This is a genomic window from Streptococcus troglodytae (assembly GCF_002355215.1).
Classification (GTDB): Bacteria; Bacillota; Bacilli; order Lactobacillales; family Streptococcaceae; genus Streptococcus; species Streptococcus troglodytae.
Genome location: NZ_AP014612.1, coordinates 1,344,735 through 1,370,348, shown reverse-complemented (window position 1 = coordinate 1,370,348; position 25,614 = coordinate 1,344,735). Strand labels below are relative to the sequence as shown.

The window sequence follows — 25,614 nt, the reverse complement described above, 5'->3', positions numbered from 1 at the left end:
TTAGAAAAACGTCCGTTTCGTTTTCTAAGCTCTTTTTGTAAGCAATGTTAAAGAATTTTCTAAAATTTCCTGCCATTTATGGTAAAATAGAGAAAATAAACAATGGAGAGAAAAATGAAATTACGAACAAATGCTTCAGGTCTGAGCGGAACATTGAAAATTCCCGGTGATAAGTCTATTAGTCATCGCTCGATTATGTTTGGCAGTCTGGCAAAGGGGATAACGAAGGTCTATGGTATTTTACGCGGTGAGGATGTTTTATCAACAATGCAGGTCTTTCGTGATTTAGGTGTTACAATTAAAGATAAGGATGATCTAATTGAAATACACGGCCGTGGCTTTGATGGTCTCAAAGCTCCTAAAAAAGCTCTTGATATGGGCAATTCAGGAACATCCATTCGTTTAATGTCAGGAGTTTTAGCTGGACAGGATTTTACAGTTGAAATGTTTGGGGATGACAGCCTGTCTAAACGTCCTATGGATAGGGTCACAATTCCTCTTCGCCAGATGGGAGTCCAAATTTCGGGACGGACAGAGCGCGATTTGCCTCCTTTGACAATGAAAGGTTCAAAAAGATTAAAACCAATCCGCTATCAACTTCCTGTTGCTTCGGCACAAGTTAAATCGGCTCTTATTTTTGCAGCTCTTCAGGCTGATGGTGAGAGCGTCATTATTGAAAAAGAGAAAACGCGGAATCATACAGAAGATATGATTAAACAATTTGGCGGTCATCTTGATGTGGATGGTAAAGAAATCCACATTTCAGGCGGACAGGAATTGACAGCACAGAATGTTATTGTTCCTGGTGATATTTCAAGTGCGGCTTTCTGGCTGGCTGCAGGACTTATTGTTCCAAATAGCAAGCTTATTCTAAAAAATGTCGGTATTAACGAAACGCGCACAGGTCTTTTAGAAGTCATTGAAGCTATGGGTGGTAAAGTTGAACTGAGCGATAGGGATGACTTAGCCAAAGCAGCGACGCTCACTGTTGAAAGTTCTAATCTTAAAGGAACAGAAATTGGCGGTGACATTATTCCACGGCTGATTGATGAATTGCCTATTATTGCTCTTTTAGCAACACAGGCAAATGGCCGAACTGTTATTTATGATGCCCAAGAGCTCAAGGTTAAAGAGACAGATCGTATTCAAGTAGTAGCAGATGCTTTAAATGCTATGGGGGCTAAGATAACCCCAACAGATGATGGCATGATTATTGAAGGTAAAACCAGTCTTCATGGTGCTAAGGTCAATACTTTTGGTGATCATCGAATTGGTATGATGACGGCTATTGCGGCACTTTTGGTTAAAGAGGGGGAGGTTGAATTAGAGCGTGCTGAAGCGATCAATACCAGCTACCCTACTTTTTTTAGTGATTTAGAAAGGATAACGAATGGCTAAAATTTTGATCGGTTTTATGGGGGCAGGAAAATCAACTATTTCGCGTTTATTAGACCCAGATTTTCAAGACATGGATGATATTATAACTGAGAAAATTGGAATGCCTATTGCAGCATTTTTTGAAAAAGAAGGTGAGGATGCCTTTCGGGAAATTGAGTCTGAAACTTTAGCCAATCTTGCTGATTCAGATAGCACTGTATCAACTGGAGGCGGTGTTGTTGAGAGTGCTCGCAATCGTGATATTCTGGCAAAAAATGGTGAAACAATTTATTTAAAAGCAGATTTTGAAACTCTCTGTAAGCGAATTGAAGCAGACAGTAATAACGTTCGACCGCTTTTTGTTAATAACAGCCGTCAGGAATTTAAAAAGGTTTTCGATCGCAGACAGGCTCTCTATGAGGAAGCTGCTAATATTATTATTGATGTTGCTGGTAAAACACCCCAAGAGATTATTGAGGAAATAAAATGAAAATTGCTTATTTAGGGCCTAGCGGATCTTTTACCCATAATGTCGCTTTGCACGCATTTCCTGCGGCAGATTTGCTTCCTTTTGAAAATATTACTGAAGTTATTAAGGCTTATGAGTCCAAACAGGTTTGTTTTGCCATTGTTCCGGTAGAAAATTCTATTGAAGGCAGTGTTCATGAGACCTTTGACTACCTTTTTCATCAAGCAAAAATAGAAGCAGTTGCTGAAATTATTCTTCCTATTAAGCAACAGCTAATGTCAACTTCTGCTGATAAAGTAATTGAGACAATTTTTTCGCATCCTCAAGCTATTGCTCAAGGCAAACAGTATATTCGTTCTCATTATCCAGATGTCAAAATTGAAATGACTGCTAGCACTGCCTATGCCGCTCGTTTTGTGGCCGAACATCCTGAAGAGAATTACGCAGCCATTGCACCGTATGCTGCTGCAGATGAATATCATTTATCCATTATCGCCAAAGATATTCAAGAAATTGATGAAAATTATACCCGATTTTGGGTTTTAGGAGATGAAACTCCCACTATTCATCTAAAAGCAGAGGATCAAAAAATTTCTTTAGCTTTAACACTTCCTGATAATCTACCCGGAGCGCTTTATAAAGCTCTTTCTACTTTTGCTTGGCGAGGGATTGATTTAACAAAAATTGAAAGCCGTCCCTTAAAAACTATTCTTGGAGAATACTTCTTTATTATTGATTTTGAGAATCATAATGAAAAATTAGTTTCTTTTGCACTAGAAGAGTTGACAAGTATTGGAATTCATTATAAAATTTTGGGTAAGTATGCCGTTTACAGGCTGTAAAAGAAGAGATAAGTATCAGAAGAAATAAGTTAGAGAATTAAAACATGAGCAGAAACAACAAGGGGAAAGTAAGCCGTCACGAGCAGTTACGCTATGAGTACCTCTTAAGAAATATAGCCTACCTCAGTCCTCGAGAGCAGGCTGAATTCGACTATCTTAAAAAGAAGGTTGAAATTCAAGAGACGCCTTCTTACTATTACGATGAACATGAGGATAATTATTATCAAGATTATGAGCAGTCTTATAATAATAACTATGAAGATGATTATCAGGATGCTGACCAGTGGGATGATTATTATGCAAATAGTCATTACACTGATCAAGGATTGCCTGTTTATCCTGAGCAACAATCCACACGCTCTCAAAGGAAAAACCATCAAGGAAAAAGAAGAGATTCCGTTTCGGCAACTAAACCTAAAAAGCGTCGCCGCTGGACTGTTAAGCGTACTTTGAAGGCTGTTTGCTTATTATTGCTCGTTATTTTTGCTGGTATGATTGTTATGTTTATCAAAGGCATGAATGATATTTCTGCGGGCAAAAATAAAAATTATAAACCAGCTGTTGTTGAAAAATTTAACGGAAAGAATACCAAAGATGGAACCAATATTCTAGTATTAGGAAGCGATCAGCGTATTACACAAGGGTCATCAGAAGCGCGGACGGATACCATTATGGTTTTAAATGTCGGTAATAAAGATAAGAAGATTAAAATGGTTAGTTTTATGCGTGATACACTGGTCAATATTAAAGGAGTCAGCGCAGATAATTACTCATATGACAATAAATTAAATTCAGCATTTAATATTGGTGAACAAGATAACAATCAAGGAGCTGAGCTTATGCGGCAGACCTTGAAACGTAATTTTGATATAGATATCAAATATTATGTCATGGTTGATTTCCAAACTTTTGCTGAGGCCATTGATACGCTTTTTCCTAATGGCGTTGAGATTAATGCAAAGTTTGCAACGGTCGGTGGTGAAGCCGTTGATTCAGTAGAGGTACCAGATGATCTTAATATGAAAGATGGTGTTGTTCCTAATCAAACGATTTCTGTTGGTAAGCAAAAGATGGACGGACGGACTTTGTTGAATTATGCCCGTTTTCGTAAGGATGATGAAGGCGACTTTGGACGAACGAAACGTCAGCAGCAGGTTATGTCGGCGATCATGTCTCAAATTAAAGATCCAACCAAACTCTTTACAGGTTCTGCTGCCTTAGGTAAGATCTATGCTTTGACATCAACCAATATTTCTTATGGTTTTCTCTTGAGTCATGGTTTATCCGTTTTGACCAATGGCAAGAAAGTCGAACAGGTCACTGTTCCTGATAATGGGGATTGGATTGATGACTATGATATTTATGGTGGTCAGGCTCTGTCTATTGACTTTGACAAGTATAAAAAGAAATTAGCTCATTTAGGCGTTCGTTAATATGATATAATAAAGGAGTTGAGTATTTCTCAGCTCCTTATTTTTGTGAAAATGTCAGTACTAAGGTAAATAGGTCTTATCTACTTAGGAATTAGGAAAATGAGAAAGCTAAAGAATGAGGTGCCATTATTTCCAAAATTCATGTGCACTTTTTATATAGGAGAACAATGTTAAAAAAGAATGATATTGTAGAAGTTGAGATTAGTGATCTCAGTCATGATGGTGCAGGTATTGCCAAGGTTGATGGCTTGGTCTTTTTTGTGGAGAATGCTCTGCCGACTGAGAAAATCCGCATGCGCGTACTCAAGGTCAAAAAGAACATTGCTTTCGGGAAAGTTGAAAGCTATTTAGCTAAGTCAGCCTACCGCAATGATGATCTAACTGTAGACTACCTACGGACAGGAATTGCTGACTTGGGACATTTGACTTACAGGCACCAGCTTAAGTTCAAGCGTAAGCAGGTCATCAATAGTCTCTCTAAAATCGCAGGCATTTCAGACATTGATGTTGCCGATACACTCGGTATGGACAATCCAACTGCCTATCGCAATAAGGCTCAGGTTCCTGTTCGCCGTGTCAATGGTCAGTTAGAAACGGGTTTCTTCCGCAAGAATTCTCATGATCTCATGCCTATTGAAGATTTCTACATTCAAGATAAAGAGATTGATCGGCTGATTAACTTCACACGTGATTTGCTGCGCCGCTTTGATCTTAAACCTTATGACGAAAAGGAACAGACTGGTCTTATTCGTAATCTTGTCGTTCGCCGCGGACATTATACAGGTCAAATAATGCTGGTTTTGGTGACGACACGGTCAAAAATCTTTCGTATTGAGCAAATGATTGAAAAGATTGTCTCTGAATTTCCAGCAGTCAAATCCATTATCCAAAACATCAATGATAGAAATACCAATGCTATCTTTGGTCCAGAATTTCGAACGCTTTATGGAGTAGACACCATTGAAGATACCATGCTAGGCAACCGCTATGCCATTTCCGCTCAATCTTTCTACCAAGTCAATACCGTTATGGCTGAGAAACTTTATCAGACAGCTATTGATTTTTCAGATCTGACACCAGATGATACCGTCATTGACGCTTACTCAGGAATTGGAACTATTGGCCTGTCCTTTGCTAAAAAAGTCAAGGTTGTTTACGGAGTAGAAGTCATTGAAGCTGCGGTGTGTGACACTGAGAAAAATGCTGCGCTCAATAGTATCACAAACGTCCACTATGTGGCAGACTCAGCAGAGAAGGCCATGGCCAGCTGGAGTAAGCGAGGCATCAAACCAGACGTTATTCTGGTTGACCCACCACGAAAAGGATTGACAGAAAGTTTCATCAAAGCAAGCACTGCCATGCAGCCCCGCAAAATCACCTACATTTCCTGCGACCCCGCCACCATGGCGCGTGACATTAAGCTATATGAAGAACTAGGTTACAAACTTGTCAAAGTCCAGCCAGTTGATCTATTTCCTCAAACACACCATGTGGAGTGCGTGAGTTTATTAGAGAAGAATGCAGCAAAATAGTCCGTCTCGCTTTCCTATTTCTAAGCGAGACGCTCCAAAGGTTCACTGAACCTTTGGAGTTCCGCAAACGCATCATGTGGAGTGTGTAGCTCTGCTCGTGAAAGCTTAGAAACCTTTGACAAATCGCAATAATGAAAAGCCTTGGTATCAAGGCTTTTGCAGTGTAAAAGTGAGTATTAAAACCGTATAACTATACGCCATACGGTTTTAATATGTTCTCCAAAGTGATTATTTTTGATAACTTGATAATTGAAATTTAGAAAAGTTGTGATTTCCTTATCCAGATTGTTAGTCAATTGGTGCTATCTCACATTCCGTTTTCGTTCTGCAAGGTGATTAGAGCTAATTTTAGGAAGTTACTGTTTAATTTTTATTGTTAATGTCACTCTCAAGTTATGTTGTTAGTATAGGATGCTGCAATATTGCTGAGCTTTGACTTTCGCTACATTATATAATAATCCCAACTTCTGCATAATATTTTATGCTATAATATAAGTAGGAACGATTAGTCTGTTGTTTTGGCAGCTGTCTTTTGAAGTGAGAAATAAAATGTAATAAGGTATGATTGTCTGTAAAATAAGATTATCTGGTTTGCTTTAAATTATTATTGAATGTTAGAGGAGGATATGAAATGGATTTACTTGTTTCAAAATTGATGGTGAGCGTTACGAATCTTGTCCTTCTTATTACTATTCCGTTTATTACTTGGATGGTTATTGGCAGGAAAACGGCTTCTTTCTTAAATTGGGTTGGGCTAAAAAAGATTCAACGTAAACTAAATCGCAGTGATTTGTTCATCATCTTAGGTGTTTTAGCCGTGATTTTATTAGGGGGGCTTTTTTGTATCAATTTACTGAAAAATATCAATGGTCTAATGCCTGAGGGAGCTTCAATGGGAACTTTTGAATTTTCAGGACGAGGTGTGAGTGCTCTTCCTGCTATATTGGTACAATCCCTCTTTAATACGTCTCTTCTCGAAGAAGTGTTCTTTAGGGGTTTCCTGTTAAAGCGTTTTTCAAACCGCTTGGGATTTGCATTAAGAAATACAACGCAAGCACTGCTCTTTGGACTCATGCATAGCATCTTTCTTTTCTTGGCTGGTAAAGTAATATTGGCAATTATAATCACTCTTTTTACAGGTCTTTTTGGATGGCTTTCAGGATATATTACTGAAAAAAAGTTTGCTGGTTCAATATTGCCAAGCTGGTGCATTCATGGAGTAGGAAATGTTATTTCTAACTCGTTAATAGCATTTTCTTTGCTTTAAGATAAGAATGATGCCTAATAGTATTAATCCTAAGTTATAATAAACAGTTAAGGCGCAAATCTATAGCAGAGATGCGCTTTTATTTTAATTTCATCTTGACTTTTGAAAAGAATAGATATAATCAGGTACAGGCTTTTAAATATTGTCATGAAAAAGCAGGGACCCTCCTAGATGCAAGTCCTGCAAATGGTCATTGACAATAGAATATTGTCAAACGATTGGACCTGACAGGAAAGATCCATATAGGAAAGAGACTTATCTTTTCCAGATATTAATTCTATTCCCAAATTAGCAGAAATATTTGAAGTGTCAGTAGATGATTTAATGCAAGTTAAGACAAATACAAAAGAAACTATTGGTAAGAATAAAATAACTGAAATTATTGATATTGCGCTGAAAGGAATTGGAACAGCTATGGGGATTGCAGTAGTGGTTTTATCTGTTTTGGGAAGATTAGATATAAAGTCTGCATTGATGATGCTTGGTATTGGATTAGCAAGTGTATCTGTTGTTTTGTTAAAAGGCAAAAAGGAAGAAAAATAAGTATTTTGGTTGGCTGGAGTCGTAATTTTAATTTTTAAAGTGAAAAATCATAAATAATTGCTAAAGGCGATAGAAAACAAGCAGATCATGTTAGCTAAGGAATTGAGATAGTTTGACAAGAGTAAATCTGATAAAGAGTGTCTGCCCATATTTTTAGCTATTATGTCAGCAAGCAAGAAGAATGCTTCCTCATTTTGGTTTGCTGATGCAGCTAGTCCTTTGTCGGAAAGTGGTATAATAGTAACAGATTTAAATAAGAGGGAGGAAAAGGGATGAGTGATAACCATTTACACGAAATTCGCGTGTTTGAAAATTTTGATATGGTTTCGTTTGAAAAGGGTCATGTGATTGTGACTACGGAGGTAGTAGATAAATCCTTGAATTATTATGGTTTTGCACACGGAGGGTATATCTTTACCTTATGTGACCAAATTAGCGGCTTGGTGTCAATTTCTACTGGTTTTGATGCGGTAACGCTTCAGTCCAGTATTAATTATCTAAAATCTGGCAAGCTAGGTGATACTTTACTAATTGATGGACGCTGTGTTCATGACGGTCGAACAACGAAAGTGGTTGATGTGACAGTAACCAATCAATTGAAACAAGAAGTGGCAAAGGCAACTTTTACTATGTTTGTGACAGGTAAACGTAAGGATGATTAAGTCTTTTATGTGAGAAGATAATATGGCTGTATCATTTTTACTTTATTCCTATAAAAAGCAAAAAATTGAAGCGGAGGTAGGTAATGTCTTTATTTAGTTGGTTTAAAAAACACAGGCTCCTCAAAATTTCGAACCTGGCTTATCTTTGACGAGTCAAAGGGGTGACCTCTTAAACCCTAGTTCAAAAGAAGTTGAGGAAGCTATTGTCTCACTCAGTAATGATCTAGAAGGTTTTGTCACCTTGTCTTGGACCAGTGTCAGTGGAGATTTTTCCTTTATTCAGGCACTTTGTTTTGATGGTTCTTACCTTATTGAATATCGAACGGCTGATTTAAAAAAGGGCTATGTCTATAGAAAGCCCAATGTCCCAATAGAAGAAACGTTACAGTTCTTTCGATCATTTTTGGAAAATCAGACACTGACTCTTGATGCTGACTGGCTACAAGTCAAAGCATACTAACAGAACACTTGTTATTTATGAAAGGAAGCTAACATGACAGCATATCACCATTTGGTTCAATATTATGAGACTGATCGTATGGGGATTACCCATCATTCTAATTATATTCGTTGGATGGAAGAAGCCCGCGTTCATTTCTTGGCAGAAATTGGCTGGCCTTACGATAAATTAGAGGAAGCAGGTATTATTTCACCAGTAACTGCAGTTCATTGTGCTTACTTAGCAACTTCAACCTTTGCTGATACAATTAGCATTAGCGTAGAAGTAGAAAAGATCAAGGCTGCCCGCCTTACTCTTAGCTATCAAATGATTAATCAAAAAGGGGAAACTGTCTGTCAAGCACAATCAGAGCACAGCTTTTTGAACTCAGAAAACCGCTTTGTTAATCTGAAAAAGACTTTTCCAGATTTCTATGATAAATTAGTAGTACTGAGTCAGTAAAAGCTGAAATAGCTAGAACCAACTGATATCGTCCATTAAGCATTCTCAGTGTTTTTAAAACTAAGTTAGATAAAAGAAAGGAAATAATAATGATAGGAATCACAGGCGTAACAGGGAAATTAGGCAGTAAAGTTGCCCAATTAATTTCAGAACAAGGCATCTCAGCAAGGCATCTGGCTAGAAACCCTCAAAGGGCAGTTTTCTATGATAATGCTGAACTTGTGAAAGCTACTTTTGAGAATTCTCTAGAGGCTGTTGAAGCTTTAAAAGGTATTGATGTTTTACTGATGGTATCCGCATCAGAAAGCCCCAATCGTTTGCAGCAGCATTTTGATTTTCTTGATGCAGCTCATGAGGCGGGTGTTAAGCATATTGTTTACACATCTTTTTATAATGCCACTACTGAAGCTACTTTTACTTTAGCGCGTGATCATGCTAAGACAGAAAAATATATCAAGGAAAGAGATTTTACTTACACCTTCTTGCGTGATAATTTTTATCTGGATTTCTTCTTAGATTTGTGTCTGCACAATGGTGAGATCCGCGGTCCAGCTGGCAATGGTAAAGTTTCTGCTGTAGCTCGTCAGGACGTCTCTGAAGTGGCGGCAGCTATTTTAGCCAAACCTGACAAATGGAAAAACCAGATGTTGAACATGACTGGTCCGAAAGATTTGTCAATGGCTGATATTGTTCATTTTGTCAGTGAGCAAAAGGGTGAAATCATTCCTTATATTGATGAGAGCATTGAGGAAGCTTATGCATCTCGTAAGGCTTGGCCAGCACAAGACTGGGAATATGATGCCTGGGTTAGTACCTATACAGCTATTAAAGAAGGAGCACAAACTGGGGTTTCTTCTGATATTGAGCGTGTTCTTGGACGTCCAGCAACTTCTTTGGAACAATTAATTAAAACAATGGGAATGGGACAAAAATCGTAATTTCGAAGAAATCAATTTTTCTTACTGTCACCGCCTTTATTCTAAATTGCCAAGGAATTTTTTAATGTCAATGGTAACGCGTGTGTGTTCACCCTTACCGATAAGTTTACCCCCTTCATAAACTTCTATTTGGAAATGGGTGTGGGATCCATCTTTTTCAACAGCTAAAATTTTGACTTCTACTGTTTGACCAATTTTAGTAGCAGCTAAATGCTGGACAGTAATTTGAGCACCGACAGTTGTTTTGGACACATCTAAATATTCTTCACAGTATAGAAAAGCTGCATTTTCTATAAAAGCAATCATACTGGGAGTTGATAAAACATTAAGACTGCCCGAACCCCAATTCATGGCTGAGTGTTGGGGGGTGGTGACATAAGATTTGCTGTAAATTGACATGGCTGCCTCCTTTTATTTTGTAGAGAAAAAACATTAATGTCTTGCTTACTTATTAGCTTAACTTTAACATATTTAATTTGAAATCACAATAATTTTGGAAGCGTTTCCTATAAATTTTATATTCCTATTAAAGATTACTGTTGAAGCTTTGGAATCACATGTTTTATTGTCCTTTAGTATATACAGATAGAGCTAGAACAGATAGTTGAATCGTGATAGCAGCGTCGTGACTTATATTTGTTATTTGCTTATTAGACTAATTCATGATAATATAAGTAAGATAAAATAAGCTATAAATATAAAAAAGAGGTAAGAAAATTGGCTTTTGGCGATAATGGTCCCCGTAAGAAAACACCGTTTGAAAAATTGACTTTGATTGTTGTTATCATCATGGTTTTAGTCACTGTTGGCGCGCTTGTTCTTAGTGCACTCAGTGCTGTTATTTAAAAAGGAACGCTTACGGGCGTTTTTTTAAGCGAATTTGAATAGGAAATAAAATATGAGTATGTTTTTAGATACTGCCAAAGTTTCAGTTAAGGCTGGTCGCGGCGGCGATGGAATGGTTGCCTTTCGACGTGAGAAATATGTTGCTAATGGCGGTCCTTGGGGTGGTGATGGCGGTCGCGGCGGCGATGTCATTTTTGTTGTTAATGAAGGTCTGCGCACCTTGATGGATTTTCGTTATAACCGTCATTTTAAAGCCAAAGCTGGCAAGAAAGGCATGACAAAGGGTATGAATGGCCGCGGTGCAGAAAATCTTTACGTATCGGTACCGCAGGGAACCACTGTTCGCGATGCTCAAACAGGTAAGGTTATCGCTGACTTGGTCAAAAATGGACAAGAGTTTATCGTGGCTCATGGTGGTCGTGGTGGTCGCGGTAATATTCGTTTTGCGACGCCTCGTAACCCTGCTCCAGAGATTTCCGAAAACGGAGAACCTGGTGAAGAGAGTGAATTGGCTTTAGAATTAAAAATTTTGGCTGATGTTGGTTTGGTTGGTTTTCCTTCAGTTGGGAAATCAACTCTTCTCAGTGTTATCACAGCTGCTAAACCTAAAATCGGAGCCTATCACTTCACAACCATTGTTCCCAATTTAGGCATGGTGCGTACCAAGTCAGGAGATTCTTTTGCCGTAGCTGATTTACCGGGATTGATAGAAGGTGCCAGTCAAGGTGTCGGTTTAGGGACACAATTTCTGCGACACATTGAGAGGACACGTGTTATCCTGCATGTCATTGATATGTCGGCTAGTGAAGGCCGCGATCCTTACGAAGATTATTTGGCTATCAATAAGGAATTGGAGACCTATAATCTGCGTTTACTGGAACGTCCGCAAATCATTGTTGCTAATAAGATGGACATGCCCCAAGCAGCAGAGAATCTTGAACAATTTAAGGAAAAATTGGCTGTCAACTATAATGAGTTTGATGACAAGCCTCAAATTTTTCCTATTTCAGGTATTGCTCATCAGGGATTAGACGCGCTTTTAGATGCTACGGCTCAGCTTCTGGATCAGACAGACGACTTTTTGCTTTACGATGAATCGGATATGCAAGAAGAAGCTTATTATGGTTTTGAGGAAGAAGAAAAAGCCTTTGACATTTCGCGCGCGGATGATGCTGCTTGGGTACTGTCTGGTGAGAAACTTGAAAAACTCTTTGTCATGACAAATATGGAACGTGATGAAGCTATTATGAAATTTTCACGCCAGCTGCGTGGCATGGGAGTTGATCAAGCCCTTCGTGAGCGTGGTGCCAAAGATGGTGATATTGTCCGCATTGGTAAATTTGAGTTTGAGTTTGTAGATTAACGTTGGAAGCATATCTAAGTACTAAAGTACTTGATATGCAAACGGCAGCCACTATGATGATCTGCCTGCCAATCTTACTAATTATGTCAAGTCAGTAATATCGACTGACTTGACTGCATGTCGTAACACTTTTAAGGTAATTACAAAGTTTAAATGAGTAAATAGCAAGTTCTATGAAAATTGCCTAGCGCACTTACTAGTTCGAAAAGTGATTATGATCGAATCACTTTTCTTACGTCGTGATATGAAGTGCAACAAGAATAGCGTGTCAGTTACTAAAATAGGAGGTTTACTATGGGAGATAAACCCATATCTTTTAAAGATAAAGATGGTAATTTTGTTTCGGCAGCCGATGTTTGGAATGCTGAAAAATTGGAGAAACTTTTCAATAAACTTAACCCCAACCGAAAATTGCGTTTAGAGCGCGAGAAATTGGCTAAGGAGAAAGAAAAGGTTGAACCATCTGAAACGACTTAGTCAAGAGAAGCTGGGACAGACCATGATTGCACAGTAATCATGGTCTGTCCCATTCTCTTTTTAGTCTAGTTTCACTAATTCTGTTTGATTTAATTTGTAGTGTTTATTAACGACTTCATCTATAAATTGTCTATCGTGCGATACGCTGATAATACAACCCGGAAAATCCTTGAAAAGCTGTCGAATAAGAGGTTGACTAGTTGGTGAAAAGTGACGAGTTGGCTCGTCCAGCAGCAGGACGTTGTTGCCTTTCAAAACAATTTTGGCTAAAAAGAGTTTAGCCTTCTGACCGCCCGATAAGCTTGCAACAGAGTGCGTGATTTCATCTCGTGTGAATTGGAGACTAGCTAGAAGATTACGGCAAGATTTTTCGCCCGCACTTTCTTTGAGAAATTGCAGAGCAGACAGCTTACCATCCAGCAGCTCTTCGTAGTTTTGTGGCATATAACCAATAGCTAAATTGGCTTTAGTAATCAGTTCGGCAAGAATTTCTTTCAGAAATCTGGTCTTACCAACACCGTTTTTTCCAGTGATAACCAGTTTATCTTGACCGCGAATGTCAAAATCAATTACTTGTCCTGTCGGCAAAGGACGATTTTCCCAATGCAGTAGAACTTTGTTGGCAGGCAAAGAATTAACTTTCGTGAAAAAGAGGTTAATAGCATCCATATCCTGCGGAATTTCCGTGAAGTTTTTGACCTCCTTGGCGTAGCGTTTTTCCTGAGACAGAACATTTTTCATTTTCTTGGCCAGTAGCCGACCTGCAACATCATTTTTGGTATTGCGAAGTTGATGTCCCACACTCTGGTGAATGCGGTGGTGGCGTGCCATTTTTTTGGCATGTTCCTCACGTTCTTTTTGCGCGATTTGACGCTGCTTATCAAAGCTATTCTTTCGCCAGTTTTTGTAGTCCTTATAGTTTCCTTGAAAATAGCTGGCGCGAGGCTTTTGACGTTTTTTGAGCAATTCCAAATGAAGGATAGCAGTAGCACATTTCCTAAGTAGCGCTTCATCATGAGAAATGAAAATAATGCTTTTGTCTGTCTGACTGATAAAATGCTCCAACCAAGTCATTGTGTCCAAATCCAAATCACTAGAAGGCTCATCAAAAAGAAGCAAGTCAGGATCGTAGGCAAGCATTTTCAGCAGCTGCAGTTTTAATTTCTCTCCGCCAGAAAGACTAGAAATGCTCTGGACATTGTCGTCAAATCGCTGACTGTCAAACTGAAAACGCTCTGCCATTTGATAAAAAAGATTAAAATCAAAATGATCAAAATCTATATCATGGTAAATATAGTCTTTAATGGTTAGGCTCAAATCTTTCTCTTCCATGTTTTGTGGCAAGTAACCGATTCGGTTAAAACTATTCTGAATAGTACCCGTCATATCAGCGTAGTTGCCAATCAGCTCAGGGCTGAGTATAGTCTTGAGGAGAGTAGACTTACCAGTCCCTTCCTCCCCGATAATAGCTAATTTCTCACCAGAATTGACGACTAAGGACAAATCTTTAACGAGTATTTGTAGATCTTTTTGGTGCGTAATGGTAAGATTTTGAATCTGTAACATAGAATCTGCCTTTCTTTTTCAAACAATAAAAACCGCTACTTTATCTAGTAGGGCTTCTTTTATGTCATCAAAAATAGCAGTAGTCTATACTTTTTGAAAATTAAGATAATAGGTCATTGACATCACTTTTAGTACTGCTCTGCGGTTTGTCGCCTAATCTCATTTTGATTTTCGTTAAGTATTAGTTGCAGTTTTTCAGATTTTGGTGCACACAAAAAATTCTTCTAGATAAAGCATATCCAAATATGAAGAATTTTAGTTTTTCAATGCACCTTACCTCCAAATGATTTGTTTTTAGTGTACCAATATTTAAAAGAAAGTGCAAGAAAAGAGTGAGTTTTCTGATTGATATTAGTAAAATTCTATAAAATTTCACATAATATATAGGAACACGGATTTTAGTTTATAAAAACAGTTACGACAGTTAAAAAGCAAGACATTATCGATCGGTCTTGCTTTTTAACTTAGTGAGGGAGTTAGTCAGTTCACAATAGTGGCTGACATCGACAGTTAGAGATATAAAGAATAGATTTAATAAAGTTCCGACGTAAAATCCCTCAGTTAGTATCGAACTGAGGGATTTTACTAGTAAGGTGTTTAGCAAAGTCTTATAGGACTTTGCGTAGTTTAGCTAGTGACTTTAGTCACAGATAAACTTAACACGTTAGACATTCAACACTTTATCCAGGAAATCTTTGAGACGTGGGTGCTGTGGGTTGTCAAAGATTTCTTCGGGTGAACCATCCTCAAGAAATTGACCGCCATCAGTGAAAATCACACGGTTGGCCACTTTGCGGGCAAAGCCCATTTCGTGTGTTACGATAAGCATAGTCATACCTTGTTCAGCTAGGTCCTTCATAACATTGAGAACATCGCCAACCATTTCAGGGTCAAGGGCAGAAGTTGGCTCATCGAAAAGCATGATATCTGGATTCATGGCTAAGCTGCGTGCAATGGCAACACGTTGTTTTTGGCCACCAGAAAGGCTGTCAGGATAGGCTTGTGCCTTATCAGAAAGACCAACTTTTTCTAGAAGTTCCATGCCATGTTTTTGTGCTTCTTCCTTGGATTCTCTGCCAAGTTCAATAGGAGCAAAAGTGATATTATCAAGAACAGTCATATGTGGAAAAAGATTAAAGTGTTGGAAGACCATACCGATATTCTCTCGTGCCTTGTCAACATTGGTCGATGGATCTGACAATTCATAACCATCTACAATGACCTTGCCGCTAGTGACTGTTTCAAGGAGATTCAAGGTCCGAAGGAAAGTTGACTTTCCTGATCCTGAAGGACCGATGATGCACACCACATCTCCCTCGTTAAATTGGACGTCAATCCCTTTGAGGACTTCATTTTTACCAAAGGATTTATGTAAATCCTGAACATCAATTTTTAAGTCAGTCATTATTTAATCCTCTTTTCTAAACGTTTTGCTAAGCGAGTTAAAAGTGTGATAATCACAAGATACATGATGGCTAAGATAGCGTACATACGGAAAGATTGGTAATTACGTGCAATAATGATCTTTCCTGCTTGGAAGAGCTCAATCAGTCCAATCGCTGAAATAATGGTTGTATCTTTCAATGAAATGACAAATTGGTTGATAAAGTTAGGCAGCATTAATTTAAAGGCTTGCGGCAAGATAATTCGTTTCATGGTTGTCTTATATGAAATCCCCAAACTGCGACTAGCTTCCATTTGTCCGTTAGGAACAGCTTCAATACCTCCGCGAACGATTTCGGCAATATAAGCACCGCCATTTAAAGTAAGGGCAATCGTACCAGCGACAAAGTCATTGATTGGACTTTGGTGACCAGTAATAGATTCAATGAGGTTAGGAATACCCCAGAAAATGAAGGCTGCAACAATCATCAATGGGATACCGCGAACCACATCAACAAAGATAGAAGCGATGACTCGGAGTGTCTTATAAGGGCTAACACTCATCATACCAAAGAGAATGCCAACAATCATGGCCAGAGCGAAAGATAAAATAGCTAAGCTTAGAGTTGTTCCTAATCCTGATAATAATTGCTTGTAGTTATTTGAAAGCAGTCCAAAGATGGTAGACTCATCAACACTTGATTCTGTTTTGGAATCTTTTTTGTCATTAGAGAGATATTTGTTGATTATCTTATCGTACTGACCGGATTTCTTAAGAGCTGCTAAACCATTATTGAACATTTGAATCAATTCAGGACTGCTGCCTTTTTTAACCGCAAAGCCATATTCACCAGATTTTTCCCCAGGAATTGGTGTTTCAAATTTGCGGCCTTGCTGAATAGCATATTTTAGAACTGCTTCATCATCCATGAGTGCATAGATAGAACCAGAATTTAAACTGTCATACATGGTTGATGCTTCATCAAACGACTTCAATGTGTAACCATATTTTGCTTTATTTTTTTCGAGGAAAGTATAAGAAGCAGTACCGTTTTTAGCGCCGACTTTTTTGCCTTTCAAATCTTTGTAGGATACGACATTACTTCCTTTACGGACAGCTAGTAAGGTATTTGACGTGTAGTAAGGATCGGAAAAATCAAAAATTTTTTTGCGGTCATCGGTAATAGACATCCCTGCCATAACGGCGTCAGCTTGGCTGGATTGGACAGTATTGAGAGCAGCGTCGAAACCTGGATTTTCAGTTTTGATTTTGAACCCTTGTTGTTTAGCGATGGCCTTAATCAATTCAACATCAATACCAACGTATTTGCCAGCATCATTTTGGAATTCAAAGGGTGCAAAAGAAGAGTCCATAACAACCTTATAGCTGCTTTTAGCAGGTTTGGCCTTAGCTTTAGCATCACCGGTCTCTTTGGTTTTGCTTTGCTCATCAGTTTTAGATTTAGCAGAGATCCATTTAGTCATGATTTCATCATAGCTGCCATCGGCCTTCATCTTTTTCAATGCTTTGTTGAAATCTTTGATGAGATATTCGTATTTGCTGCCTTTTTTAACTGCAAAAGCAAAGCTGCCGATAGACTCGCCATCCATTTCAATACGAAGATTTTGTCCTTGATTAATAGCGTATTGAGCGACAGCTTTATCATCCATAACGGCATCTACAGAGGCAGATTCTAAGCTGTTGTACATGGAATCGCCAGTGTCAAAGGATTTTATTTTATAACCATATTTATCTTGATGTTTTTCAAGAAAACTTTGAGCAGCAGTACCGTTCTTAACCCCAACCGTTTTTCCTTTTAATTGACTATATTTGGTAATCTTGCCTTGTTTACGAGTAGCGATAACGATTTTTGTATCATAGTAAGTGTGGGAAAAGGCAAAGACTTTTTTACGTTCCTTAGTGACAGTTGTCCCTGCCATAAGAGCATCTGCCTGTCCTGATTGAACGGCATTGACAGCTGCATCAAAACCCGGGAAAGTCATTTTGTAGTTCCAACCACTCATTTCAGCGACTTTTTTAATAATATCCACATCAATTCCTTTATAGACCTGATCACTGTCTTTAAATTCAAATGGAGCATAGGTTGAATCTGATACAATTTTAACCGTGTCAGCGGATACCTTGACACCAAACATAAAGATTACTGATAATATTCCCAGCATTAGAGCTTTAAATTTGTTCTTCATGTTAATCCCTTCTACAAACTTCTATTAAATATGATATAAAATTATAGCAGAATTCTATTATTTAAGCAAGAACAATATAGAATGTTATGTAAGGAAATATGACATGTATCATTAACTGTAAAGCGATTGCAGAAAGAAAAAGATTTGGTATAATTGTACTATTTTAATAAAACAATAAGGAGCGACAAATGCTTAAGAAAAGAATGTTAGAAAGTTACACTCACCGTTATGAACATTTCCCAGCTTGGCTGACCATCCTAATTGCCTGTGTCATGGTTATTCTATTTTTTCTTTTGGGGCAACTAGGAGGCGGATTTTTAGTTGGTTTGCTGAGTGTGCCTTTCATTGTTGTAAAACCGGAGATGGCTAATAGTTTTTTAATTCTATTTTTTTCAATTAGCTTTGTTTATTTTGTGGCGCTGATAAATTTTGCTTGGGTCAAATGGTATGAGAAGCGGTCAATTGCCAGTTTAGGATTTTTTAAGAAGCAATGGTTTCTTGAAATCCTCAAGGGATGGGGAGTTGGAATGGGAATTTTTCCTTTGCTTTTTGTTGACTTATCTGTTTGGTGGTGTGGAGTTGCAGGTTATTGATTTTTCTGTAACAGCTGTTCTTTATATCTTATCAATTATCCCATTTTGGTTTATTCAGGGAGGGACAGAAGAATTGCTGACACGTGGTTGGCTCTTGCCGATTATCAATAAACGCAGTAACTTGTCTGTAGCTATTGGAATTTCCAGCAGTCTGTTTGGACTCATGCATTTGGCTAATAGCCATGTCACAGTCTTTTCAATTATGAGCATTATTTTATCTGGAATTTTTATGGCACTTTACATGCTGAAAACAGATAATCTTTGGGGAGTAGCAGGTCTTCACGGAGCTTGGAATTTTACGCAAGGCAATATCTTTGGCGTTGCGGTTAGTGGGATGGATACAGGTAGATCACTGTTTCGTTTTGTGAATAAGGTTGATGCAGCAAAATGGATCTCAGGCGGCCAGTTTGGAACAGAAGGCAGTCTATTAACCAGTCTTGTTCTTCTTGTAGGAATTATCGTGCTTGTTCTTTTGCTCAAGAAAGACCTGACTGTCAAAAGACCTTAAACTGTCATGTGTCTAGCAATAGTGGAACTGTGAAAAATAATGGTTTGTTTTATTATCAGTCTTCATCATTGGTAGTATAACTAGTTGACTTGTATAGCAGAGCTGCACAGAACTCTCTTTCATAGTTCTGTGCAGCTCTCTTTTTTTCTTTTAGCTTTTTCTTGTGATAAAATAGAGAGTAGAAAACGAGGTAAATACATCATGATAGATAGGAAAGATAATAATCAGTTTCATCTGGTTTCAAAATATGAGCCGTCTGGTGATCAGCCTGAGGCCATTGAGGCTTTGGTTGACAATATTGAAGGTGGTGAGAAAGCGCAAATTCTCAAAGGGGCAACTGGGACGGGGAAAACCTACACCATGAGTCAAGTTATTCAAAAAGTCAATAAACCAACTTTAGTCATCGCTCATAATAAAACTCTAGCTGGTCAGCTTTATGGTGAATTTAAGGAATTTTTCCCAGATAATGCAGTTGAGTATTTTGTTTCTTACTATGATTATTATCAGCCTGAAGCCTATGTGCCATCAAGTGATACCTATATTGAAAAGGATAGTTCAGTTAATGATGAGATTGATAAGCTCCGACATTCGGCCACATCTGCCCTTTTGGAACGCAATGATGTCATTGTCGTAGCATCCGTCTCCTGTATTTATGGTTTAGGGTCGCCCAAGGAATATGCAGATAGCGTGGTTAGTCTGCGGCCCAGTCAGGAGATTTCTCGTGACCAACTCTTAAATGATTTGGTAGATATTCAGTTTGAGCGCAACGATATTGATTTCCAGCGGGGACGTTTTCGGGTGCGCGGTGATGTGGTGGAAATTTTTCCAGCATCACGTGATGAACATGCTTTTCGCGTGGAATTTTTCGGTGATGAGATTGATCGTATCAGAGAAATTGAGAGTTTGACTGGTCGTGTGCTGGGGGAAGTGGATCACTTGGCTATTTTTCCAGCGACTCACTTTATGACTAACGATGAGCACATGGAAGTGGCTATTGCCAAGATTCAAAAGGAAATGGAAGAGCAAGTCAAGCTTTTTGAAACAGAAGGAAAATTGATTGAAGCACAGCGCATTCGCCAAAGAACAGAGTATGATGTGGAAATGCTGCGGGAGATGGGCTATACTAGCGGCGTTGAAAACTATTCACGTCATATGGATGGTCGCAGTGAAGGCGAGCCGCCTTATACACTTCTTGACTTTTTTCCAGAGGATTTCCTCATCATGATCGATGAAAGTCACATGACTATGGGGCAGATTAAAGGTATGTATAATGGTGACCGATCGCGCAAGGAGATGTTGGTCAACTATGGTTTTCGTCTGCCAAGTGCACTGGATAATCGACCGCTGCGCCGAGAAGAATTTGAAAGCCATGTCCATCAGATTGTCTATGTTTCAGCAACACCGGGTGACTATGAGATGGAGCAGACGGACACGGTTATTGAGCAAATTATCCGTCCGACTGGTCTCTTGGACCCAGAAGTAGAAGTTCGGCCAACCATGGGACAAATGGATGACTTGCTGGGTGAAATCAATACGCGTGCTGATAAGGGCGAGCGGACCTTTATTACAACCTTAACCAAGAAAATGGCGGAAGATTTGACTGACTACCTCAAGGAAATGGGTGTCAAGGTCAAGTACATGCATTCTGACATCAAGACTCTGGAACGTACTGAAATTATCCGCGACCTGCGTTTAGGTGTCTTTGATGTTCTTATCGGAATCAATTTGCTGCGCGAAGGGATTGATGTGCCAGAGGTTAGTCTGGTTGCCATTCTCGATGCGGATAAGGAAGGTTTCCTTCGTAATGAGCGCGGTCTTATCCAAACCATTGGACGGGCTGCACGCAACAGTCAAGGACATGTTATTATGTATGCTGATACTGTGACACAGTCCATGCGTCGCGCTATTGATGAGACCCACCGCCGCCGCCAAATCCAAATGGCTTACAATGAAGAGCATGGTATCATTCCACAAACCATCAAAAAAGATATCCGCGATCTTATTGCGATTACAAAAGCAAATGACTCTGAAGTGGCTGAGGAGGCTGTGGATTATAATGCAATGACCAAATCTGAACGCCAAGAAGCCATCAAGAAACTGCAAAAACAAATGCAAGAAGCAGCTGAACTGCTTGATTTTGAACTGGCTGCCCAAATCCGCGATATGGTCTTAGAATTGAAAGCGATGGATTAAAAACAGCACTTTGTATCAACATCAAGCAAAGGAGTCAGATGCTGTGTTTTCTAAAACAGCGCCAAAAAGATTTGTTAAAATAATAGGTGTTAGTCTTGTCTGGTTGGTGTTTTTGGAGTTGACTGTTAATGTGGGCTGGTTTCACGATTTGTTTAACAGATATTTTGGTGAGAAAGGCATGATTATCGCAGGCAGTCAACTGAATATTGTGGGATTAGCAGTACTCGCTTATACACATCAGGATTGGACTAGGAAAATGTTTCAAGTTAGGCAAAAACAGATACTTTGGCTCTAGGTCATTTTAATTCTAGCTACTGTCAGCCTGTCTTGGCATTAGCATTGGACAGATTTACCAGTAACCTATTATTTGCTGTTTACAATAGTGTCAGTCATCTGACAGGATTACCTTACTTTCGGTCTTTTGCAGCGCTATTTACAGCAAGAGTTATCTTTTAAGTGGCGAATCGTTTTTTATCGCTCTTGTTTATATCGGGACATTTTCTTTATATTTCACATTTTGGAAACAGTCCTTTAATGGTCATCTTGCCCCTTTTTTATGGCTTTACTTTTTACTTGTCTCCAGAAAAAACCAAACCCTGCATTGGCTACTTTTTTCACTTAATGTTTTACTTTGTGACAGCTTAGAGAAACATTTGAACCTCAAAAAATGTTTTTGTAAATAGGTGAAAAAACACTGTAAAATGGGGCGACATTCAAAAATGCCACGCAAAGTAGCAGTAATTTTGGCAAATGTTATCAGTAGTTTCTTGTTTGCCATGTTTTTTTTGATTAGACTTAGCTTGTTCATTAATGACAAATAATTTTTAGGAGGCAAATGATTATGACATTTGAAACACGTTTACGTGATTATCGGAAACAATTAGGTTTATCGCAAGAGAAATTGGCGGAGGAGCTCCATATTTCCAGACAGGCCATTACCAAATGGGAGTCAGGTGCAGGAACACCAGATATTGTCAATTTAATGGCTCTTTCTGACTTTTTTCAGGTTTCAATAGACCAACTGCTCTTTGGCAAAGAAGCTAATCAACAATCAAAAGACTTTATTTATGAAAGTAGCACTGAATATGATATTGATGGGGAAAAAGATTTTGACATTCAGTTAGGCGGTGCCAATCAAGTTAGTCTGCAAGCTGTAGAGAGTGAAAAAGTTAAAGTTAAACTTCTCAGTAATACCTTAAATCAATTGGAAGAACACTTTAAAATTAAAATTGACGATGTTAAAAATAAAATTGATATTGATTTAAAGAAGTCAGGAGATATGACAGAAGCCATTGCTAAGGAGAATCTAAGGATTGCAGTTTTTCTGCCTGAAAAGTATCTTGGAAAAATTGAACTTGCAGTTAATTGCAGCGAATTAATACTCACTAATATCTGTTGTCATCGTTTTGAGTTGAGTGGAAAAGTTTCAACGATTACTGTTGATGGCGGTGTCGGAGAAATGGAATTTGATAGCAATTTAGATATGTTTATTGACATTCTATCTCATCAAGGTGAGATTGCCCTTAATCAGCTTTCAGCGACATCTAAGATTCAAGTGCCTAAAGATTATCTTTTCCAAGCTGTTAAAAAAGGCCTTGTCACAAAAATATCCTATGAAGAAAATGGGAAAGCGAGTGATGATTTTTCTCTCCAAGATTGTGAAAATGTCCTTGAATTAAATGGTTTTAAGAGCGAATTGGTTATTTCAAGAAATTTAAGTAATTAAGTGTTAACTATGTTATAATGGATTCCATCAATTAAAAGAATCATAAAGGAGAACCCCGTGTCCCGTACCTCTCAAGTCATCTTAACTAATATGTGTTTAATTGAAGATGGCAATGGAAATATTGTCATGCAAATTCGTGATCCTAAGCGTTATTCTTGGTCTGGTGCGGCTCTGCCTGGCGGGCACATTGAAGAACATGAAGGTTTAGTGGAATCTGTTATTCGCGAAGTCAAAGAAGAGACAGGCTTAACTATCCGTCATCCACAGTTGGTTGGGATGAAGCATTGGTATACTAAGGAAGATGTTCGTTATCTGGTTTTTCTTTATCGGACATCTGATTTTGAAGGTGAACTGCGTTCTTCTAAAGAAGGGAAAGTACGTTGGGTAGCAAGAAAAGAGTTGGCAGAGCTCAATTTGGCTTATGATATGCTTAATCTGCTGCGCGTGTTTGAAGAAAAAACTTATCTGAACTCTTTTATCGTGAACGCCTAGCAGATGATTTTGTAAAAGAGTTTTGGTAAGAAGCGCTATTTTAAGATATAATGGATTTTTATAAAAAAATACTTGACAAATGAATAAATATAAATTAAAATAGTTTTAGCTTACAAATAAGAATTGAGGGATATCATGAAAAACTAAAAAAATTTTGTTGGGAATCATTGCTGCTTTAACATTAGTCGCCCTTGCTGCCTGTAGTTCGTCATCTAAGGATGATTCCCTACAAAAATTAAGGATAAGGGCAAAATTGTTGTCGCCATGAATCCTGAGTTTGCACCATTTGAGTTTAAAACTTTGGTCAATGGTAAAGATACGATTGTTGGTGCCGATGTTGAAATCGCCAAGGCTATTGCCAAAGAATTGGGGGTCAAAGTTGAGTTTTCTGCTATGTCTTTCAATAATGTGTTGTCCAGTGTTCAATCTGGCAAAGCAGATCTTGGTATTTCAGGAATTTCTGCCACCAAAGAACGTCAAAAAGTTTATGACTTTTCAGATACTTATTATGAATCTGTCAATGTTGTTATTGTTAAAAAATCAGAATTAGCTAAATATAAGAAAACTAATTCCTTCAAAGGTTTATCAGTAGCCACTCAAAAAGGAACAATTCAAGAAACCGTTGCTAAGGAGCAATTAACAGGTGCTAAAATCGTTTCTCTTGTTCAAAATGGTGAAATGATTAATGAATTGAAATCAGGTCAAGTCAATGGTGTTGTTTTAGAAAAGCCAATTGCAGAAGGTTATGTTGCTAAAAATGATGATTTAGCTATTGCTCAAATTAAGTTAAAATCAAGTTCATCAGATGCTTATGCTGTAGCTATGCCTAAGGGAAGTAGTACACTTAAGAAGAAAGTAGATAAAGTTATCAAAAACTTAAAAAGCAAATAAGATTGATAAGTTCGTCAAAGATGCCTATAATTTATCTGTATCAGGTGGAAAATAAAATTTAGGTAAAACTTTTCACAATTTATAGTTGGAGTATGAAATAGTCAATCATCAGAAATAAGATGCTAAAGAGTTGGATGCTGGGATAGACAGGCAAGTTGCACAGCAATCATGCCTGTCTATCCCGCTTTTATTTATATCTGAAAGTCTGAAAGTCTCCTTAGAGATTGACAAGTTCCTGCTTATTAAGTATTATCAATATGAGAAAGAACGAAGGAGTCAAAATGAAGTTACCACGTTTTGGAGTGGAGGAGTGGCTTAATGTCCATGAAAAAGATGCCGCCTACGACATTGCTGGTGTGTCTGTTGCTGCCTTAACTTTGGAAGAATTATTTCAATTAACCCAGCAAGATTTAACTGCCTTTTTTCAAGAATTAGGGCAGAAGAAATTGGACTATGGCTGGATAGAAGGCTCACCTCAATTTAAAGCTGAGGTTTGTAAACTTTATAAGACTATTCAAGCGGAACAGGTTTTACAAACCAATGGTGCCACCGGAGCAAATATGTTGGCTCTCTATGCTTTGATTGAACCAGAAGATCATGTTATTTCAATGTATCCAACCTATCAACAGCTCTATGATATTCCTAAATCATTAGGCGCTCAGGTTGATTTGTGGCAGATTAAGGAAGAAAATAAGTGGCTGCCAGATTTAGATGAGTTACGGCAGCTCATTCGTCCCAATACTAAGATGATCTGTATCAATAATGCCAACAATCCAACAGGTGCTATTATGGATGAGTCCTATCTGAAAGAATTAGTTGCTATTGCCGAATCTTGCAATGCTTATATCTTGTCAGATGAGGTTTATAAATCTTTTGCATCTGATAGAGATATTCCTGCTATTGTTGATTTATATGATAAAGGCATTTCTGTAGATAGCTTGTCAAAAGCTTACTCTCTGCCGGGAATCCGCATTGGCTGGGTAGCCTCTAACAAAAAAATAACAGCTATTTTGAGAGATTACCGTGATTATACCATGATTTGTGCTGGTGTTTTTGCTGATATGTTGGCAAGTTTTGCTTTAAAACACCGTCAGGAAATTATTCAGAGAAATCAAAAGATTGTGGCCGATAATCTACAAATTCTGCAAGATTGGCTGGCTAAAGAACCGCATGCTCAGGCTATTTTACCGGATCATGTTTCGACTTCGCTTATTAAGCTTAATGTTCCGATGCCTATTGAAACCTTTTGCCTAAAGCTTTTATCAGATTATGGTGTGCTTTTGGTTCCTGGTAATCGTTTTGATATCGAGGGGCATGTTCGTCTGGGTTATTGTGGTGATAAAGAGATTTTAAAGGCTGGTTTAACAAGGTTATCTCAATGCTTGCGGCAATTTGACGAATAGG

21 protein-coding genes and 5 pseudogenes are annotated in these 25,614 nt (G+C 38.3%); 22 read left to right on the top strand and 4 right to left on the bottom strand.

The window, feature by feature from the left end; genetic code table 11:
- Positions 1-114: 114 nt before the first annotated feature.
- From aroA to SRT_RS06550, 11 genes and pseudogenes are all read left to right on the top strand, one after another.
- Positions 115-1,398 (top strand): 3-phosphoshikimate 1-carboxyvinyltransferase, encoded by a 1,284-nt coding sequence (gene aroA / locus SRT_RS06600; RefSeq protein WP_128833494.1) that lies wholly within the window; start codon positions 115-117, stop codon positions 1,396-1,398.
- On the top strand, positions 1,391-1,867 hold the full coding sequence (locus tag SRT_RS06595) for a shikimate kinase (protein WP_128833493.1): 477 nt from the start codon (positions 1,391-1,393) through the stop codon (positions 1,865-1,867). Before aroA ends, SRT_RS06595 begins: the two co-directional genes overlap by 8 nt.
- Positions 1,864-2,688 carry a prephenate dehydratase gene (gene pheA, locus SRT_RS06590; RefSeq protein WP_128833492.1) on the top strand — a complete coding sequence of 275 codons (825 nt, stop codon included), beginning with the start codon at positions 1,864-1,866 and terminating at the stop codon, positions 2,686-2,688. The genes SRT_RS06595 and pheA overlap by 4 nt, the downstream gene beginning before the upstream one ends.
- Positions 2,689-2,732: 44 nt before the next feature.
- On the top strand, positions 2,733-4,121 hold the full coding sequence (locus SRT_RS06585) for an LCP family protein (RefSeq protein ID WP_128833491.1): 1,389 nt from the start codon (positions 2,733-2,735) through the stop codon (positions 4,119-4,121).
- Positions 4,122-4,288: 167 nt separating this feature from the next.
- The gene (gene rlmD / locus SRT_RS06580) at positions 4,289-5,653 is read left to right on the top strand and encodes a 23S rRNA (uracil(1939)-C(5))-methyltransferase RlmD (protein ID WP_128833490.1); all 1,365 of its coding nucleotides are present in this window, start codon (positions 4,289-4,291) and stop codon (positions 5,651-5,653) included.
- Between the two features lie 631 nt (positions 5,654-6,284).
- Complete coding sequence (locus SRT_RS06575; protein ID WP_128833489.1) at positions 6,285-6,920, top strand: CPBP family intramembrane glutamic endopeptidase; 636 nt, start codon at positions 6,285-6,287, stop codon at positions 6,918-6,920.
- Between the two features lie 306 nt (positions 6,921-7,226).
- On the top strand, positions 7,227-7,463 hold the full coding sequence (locus SRT_RS10850; RefSeq protein WP_223214008.1) for a hypothetical protein: 237 nt from the start codon (positions 7,227-7,229) through the stop codon (positions 7,461-7,463).
- Positions 7,464-7,735: 272 nt separating this feature from the next.
- Positions 7,736-8,125, top strand: coding sequence for a PaaI family thioesterase (locus tag SRT_RS06565; protein ID WP_002261947.1), 390 nt, complete (start codon positions 7,736-7,738; stop codon positions 8,123-8,125).
- Between the two features lie 83 nt (positions 8,126-8,208).
- Positions 8,209-8,585, top strand: a pseudogene (locus tag SRT_RS06560) (hypothetical protein).
- A 33-nt stretch (positions 8,586-8,618) separates the two neighbouring features.
- Positions 8,619-9,026, top strand: a complete 408-nt coding sequence (locus tag SRT_RS06555; RefSeq protein WP_128833488.1) for an acyl-CoA thioesterase — start codon at positions 8,619-8,621, stop codon at positions 9,024-9,026.
- A gap of 89 nt (positions 9,027-9,115) precedes the next feature.
- Entirely contained in the window at positions 9,116-9,964 is an 849-nt protein-coding gene (locus SRT_RS06550) for an SDR family oxidoreductase (RefSeq protein WP_128833487.1), read from the top strand.
- A 36-nt stretch (positions 9,965-10,000) separates the two neighbouring features.
- Here SRT_RS06550 and SRT_RS06545 read toward each other — a convergent pair whose 3' ends face one another.
- A complete protein-coding gene (locus tag SRT_RS06545) occupies positions 10,001-10,363 on the bottom strand; it encodes a thioesterase family protein (protein WP_128833486.1) in 363 nt (120 codons plus the stop codon).
- A gap of 318 nt (positions 10,364-10,681) precedes the next feature.
- Here SRT_RS06545 and SRT_RS06540 point away from each other — a divergent pair, with 318 nt between their 5' ends.
- From SRT_RS06540 to SRT_RS06530, 3 genes are all read left to right on the top strand, one after another.
- Positions 10,682-10,810, top strand: coding sequence for a DUF4044 domain-containing protein (locus tag SRT_RS06540; RefSeq protein WP_002261953.1), 129 nt, complete (start codon positions 10,682-10,684; stop codon positions 10,808-10,810).
- Between the two features lie 52 nt (positions 10,811-10,862).
- Positions 10,863-12,173, top strand: coding sequence for a GTPase ObgE (gene obgE / locus SRT_RS06535; RefSeq protein ID WP_128833485.1), 1,311 nt, complete (start codon positions 10,863-10,865; stop codon positions 12,171-12,173).
- Positions 12,174-12,467: 294 nt separating this feature from the next.
- A complete protein-coding gene (locus tag SRT_RS06530; RefSeq protein ID WP_128833484.1) occupies positions 12,468-12,650 on the top strand; it encodes a hypothetical protein in 183 nt (60 codons plus the stop codon).
- 60 nt (positions 12,651-12,710) lie between these two features.
- Here the strand turns inward: SRT_RS06530 and SRT_RS06525 are convergent, their stop codons facing one another.
- From SRT_RS06525 to SRT_RS06510, 3 genes are all read right to left on the bottom strand, one after another.
- On the bottom strand, positions 12,711-14,216 hold the full coding sequence (locus SRT_RS06525) for an ATP-binding cassette domain-containing protein (protein ID WP_128833483.1): 1,506 nt from the start codon (positions 14,214-14,216) through the stop codon (positions 12,711-12,713).
- Between the two features lie 664 nt (positions 14,217-14,880).
- Entirely contained in the window at positions 14,881-15,621 is a 741-nt protein-coding gene (locus SRT_RS06515; protein ID WP_128833482.1) for an amino acid ABC transporter ATP-binding protein, read from the bottom strand.
- Complete coding sequence (locus SRT_RS06510) at positions 15,621-17,807, bottom strand: ABC transporter substrate-binding protein/permease (RefSeq protein WP_128833481.1); 2,187 nt, start codon at positions 17,805-17,807, stop codon at positions 15,621-15,623. The genes SRT_RS06515 and SRT_RS06510 overlap by 1 nt, the downstream gene beginning before the upstream one ends.
- A gap of 188 nt (positions 17,808-17,995) precedes the next feature.
- On the opposite strand from SRT_RS06510, the pseudogene SRT_RS06505 reads away from it, so the two are divergent.
- The 8 genes and pseudogenes from SRT_RS06505 to SRT_RS06475 all read left to right on the top strand — a co-directional run bounded on the left by SRT_RS06505 (position 17,996) and on the right by SRT_RS06475 (position 25,613).
- Positions 17,996-18,908, top strand: a pseudogene (locus SRT_RS06505) (CPBP family intramembrane glutamic endopeptidase).
- 201 nt (positions 18,909-19,109) lie between these two features.
- Entirely contained in the window at positions 19,110-21,101 is a 1,992-nt protein-coding gene (uvrB, locus tag SRT_RS06500; RefSeq protein ID WP_128833480.1) for an excinuclease ABC subunit UvrB, read from the top strand.
- A 10-nt stretch (positions 21,102-21,111) separates the two neighbouring features.
- Positions 21,112-21,396: a hypothetical protein gene (locus SRT_RS10845; protein WP_223213930.1), complete on the top strand. Its 285-nt coding sequence runs from the start codon at positions 21,112-21,114 to the stop codon at positions 21,394-21,396.
- A gap of 3 nt (positions 21,397-21,399) precedes the next feature.
- A pseudogene (locus SRT_RS06495) lies at positions 21,400-21,636 on the top strand (hypothetical protein).
- A gap of 300 nt (positions 21,637-21,936) precedes the next feature.
- Positions 21,937-22,827: a helix-turn-helix transcriptional regulator gene (locus SRT_RS06490; protein ID WP_128833479.1), complete on the top strand. Its 891-nt coding sequence runs from the start codon at positions 21,937-21,939 to the stop codon at positions 22,825-22,827.
- A 57-nt stretch (positions 22,828-22,884) separates the two neighbouring features.
- A pseudogene (locus SRT_RS06485) lies at positions 22,885-23,348 on the top strand (8-oxo-dGTP diphosphatase).
- 122 nt (positions 23,349-23,470) lie between these two features.
- Positions 23,471-24,265, top strand: a pseudogene (locus tag SRT_RS06480) (transporter substrate-binding domain-containing protein).
- A gap of 226 nt (positions 24,266-24,491) precedes the next feature.
- Positions 24,492-25,613, top strand: coding sequence for an aminotransferase (locus SRT_RS06475; protein ID WP_128833478.1), 1,122 nt, complete (start codon positions 24,492-24,494; stop codon positions 25,611-25,613).
- Position 25,614: the final 1 nt, after the last annotated feature.

Coding starts and splice junctions, on each gene's coding strand:
- aroA (WP_128833494.1), top strand. CDS start 115: ATGAAATTACGAACAAATGCTTCAGGTCTGAGCGGAACATTGAAAATT.
- SRT_RS06595 (WP_128833493.1), top strand. CDS start 1,391: ATGGCTAAAATTTTGATCGGTTTTATGGGGGCAGGAAAATCAACTATT.
- pheA (WP_128833492.1), top strand. CDS start 1,864: ATGAAAATTGCTTATTTAGGGCCTAGCGGATCTTTTACCCATAATGTC.
- SRT_RS06585 (WP_128833491.1), top strand. CDS start 2,733: ATGAGCAGAAACAACAAGGGGAAAGTAAGCCGTCACGAGCAGTTACGC.
- rlmD (WP_128833490.1), top strand. CDS start 4,289: ATGTTAAAAAAGAATGATATTGTAGAAGTTGAGATTAGTGATCTCAGT.
- SRT_RS06575 (WP_128833489.1), top strand. CDS start 6,285: ATGGATTTACTTGTTTCAAAATTGATGGTGAGCGTTACGAATCTTGTC.
- SRT_RS06565 (WP_002261947.1), top strand. CDS start 7,736: ATGAGTGATAACCATTTACACGAAATTCGCGTGTTTGAAAATTTTGAT.
- SRT_RS06555 (WP_128833488.1), top strand. CDS start 8,619: ATGACAGCATATCACCATTTGGTTCAATATTATGAGACTGATCGTATG.
- SRT_RS06550 (WP_128833487.1), top strand. CDS start 9,116: ATGATAGGAATCACAGGCGTAACAGGGAAATTAGGCAGTAAAGTTGCC.
- SRT_RS06545 (WP_128833486.1), bottom strand. CDS start 10,363: ATGTCAATTTACAGCAAATCTTATGTCACCACCCCCCAACACTCAGCC.
- obgE (WP_128833485.1), top strand. CDS start 10,863: ATGAGTATGTTTTTAGATACTGCCAAAGTTTCAGTTAAGGCTGGTCGC.
- SRT_RS06530 (WP_128833484.1), top strand. CDS start 12,468: ATGGGAGATAAACCCATATCTTTTAAAGATAAAGATGGTAATTTTGTT.
- SRT_RS06525 (WP_128833483.1), bottom strand. CDS start 14,216: ATGTTACAGATTCAAAATCTTACCATTACGCACCAAAAAGATCTACAA.
- SRT_RS06515 (WP_128833482.1), bottom strand. CDS start 15,621: ATGACTGACTTAAAAATTGATGTTCAGGATTTACATAAATCCTTTGGT.
- SRT_RS06510 (WP_128833481.1), bottom strand. CDS start 17,807: ATGAAGAACAAATTTAAAGCTCTAATGCTGGGAATATTATCAGTAATC.
- uvrB (WP_128833480.1), top strand. CDS start 19,110: ATGATAGATAGGAAAGATAATAATCAGTTTCATCTGGTTTCAAAATAT.
- SRT_RS06490 (WP_128833479.1), top strand. CDS start 21,937: ATGATTATGACATTTGAAACACGTTTACGTGATTATCGGAAACAATTA.
- SRT_RS06475 (WP_128833478.1), top strand. CDS start 24,492: ATGAAGTTACCACGTTTTGGAGTGGAGGAGTGGCTTAATGTCCATGAA.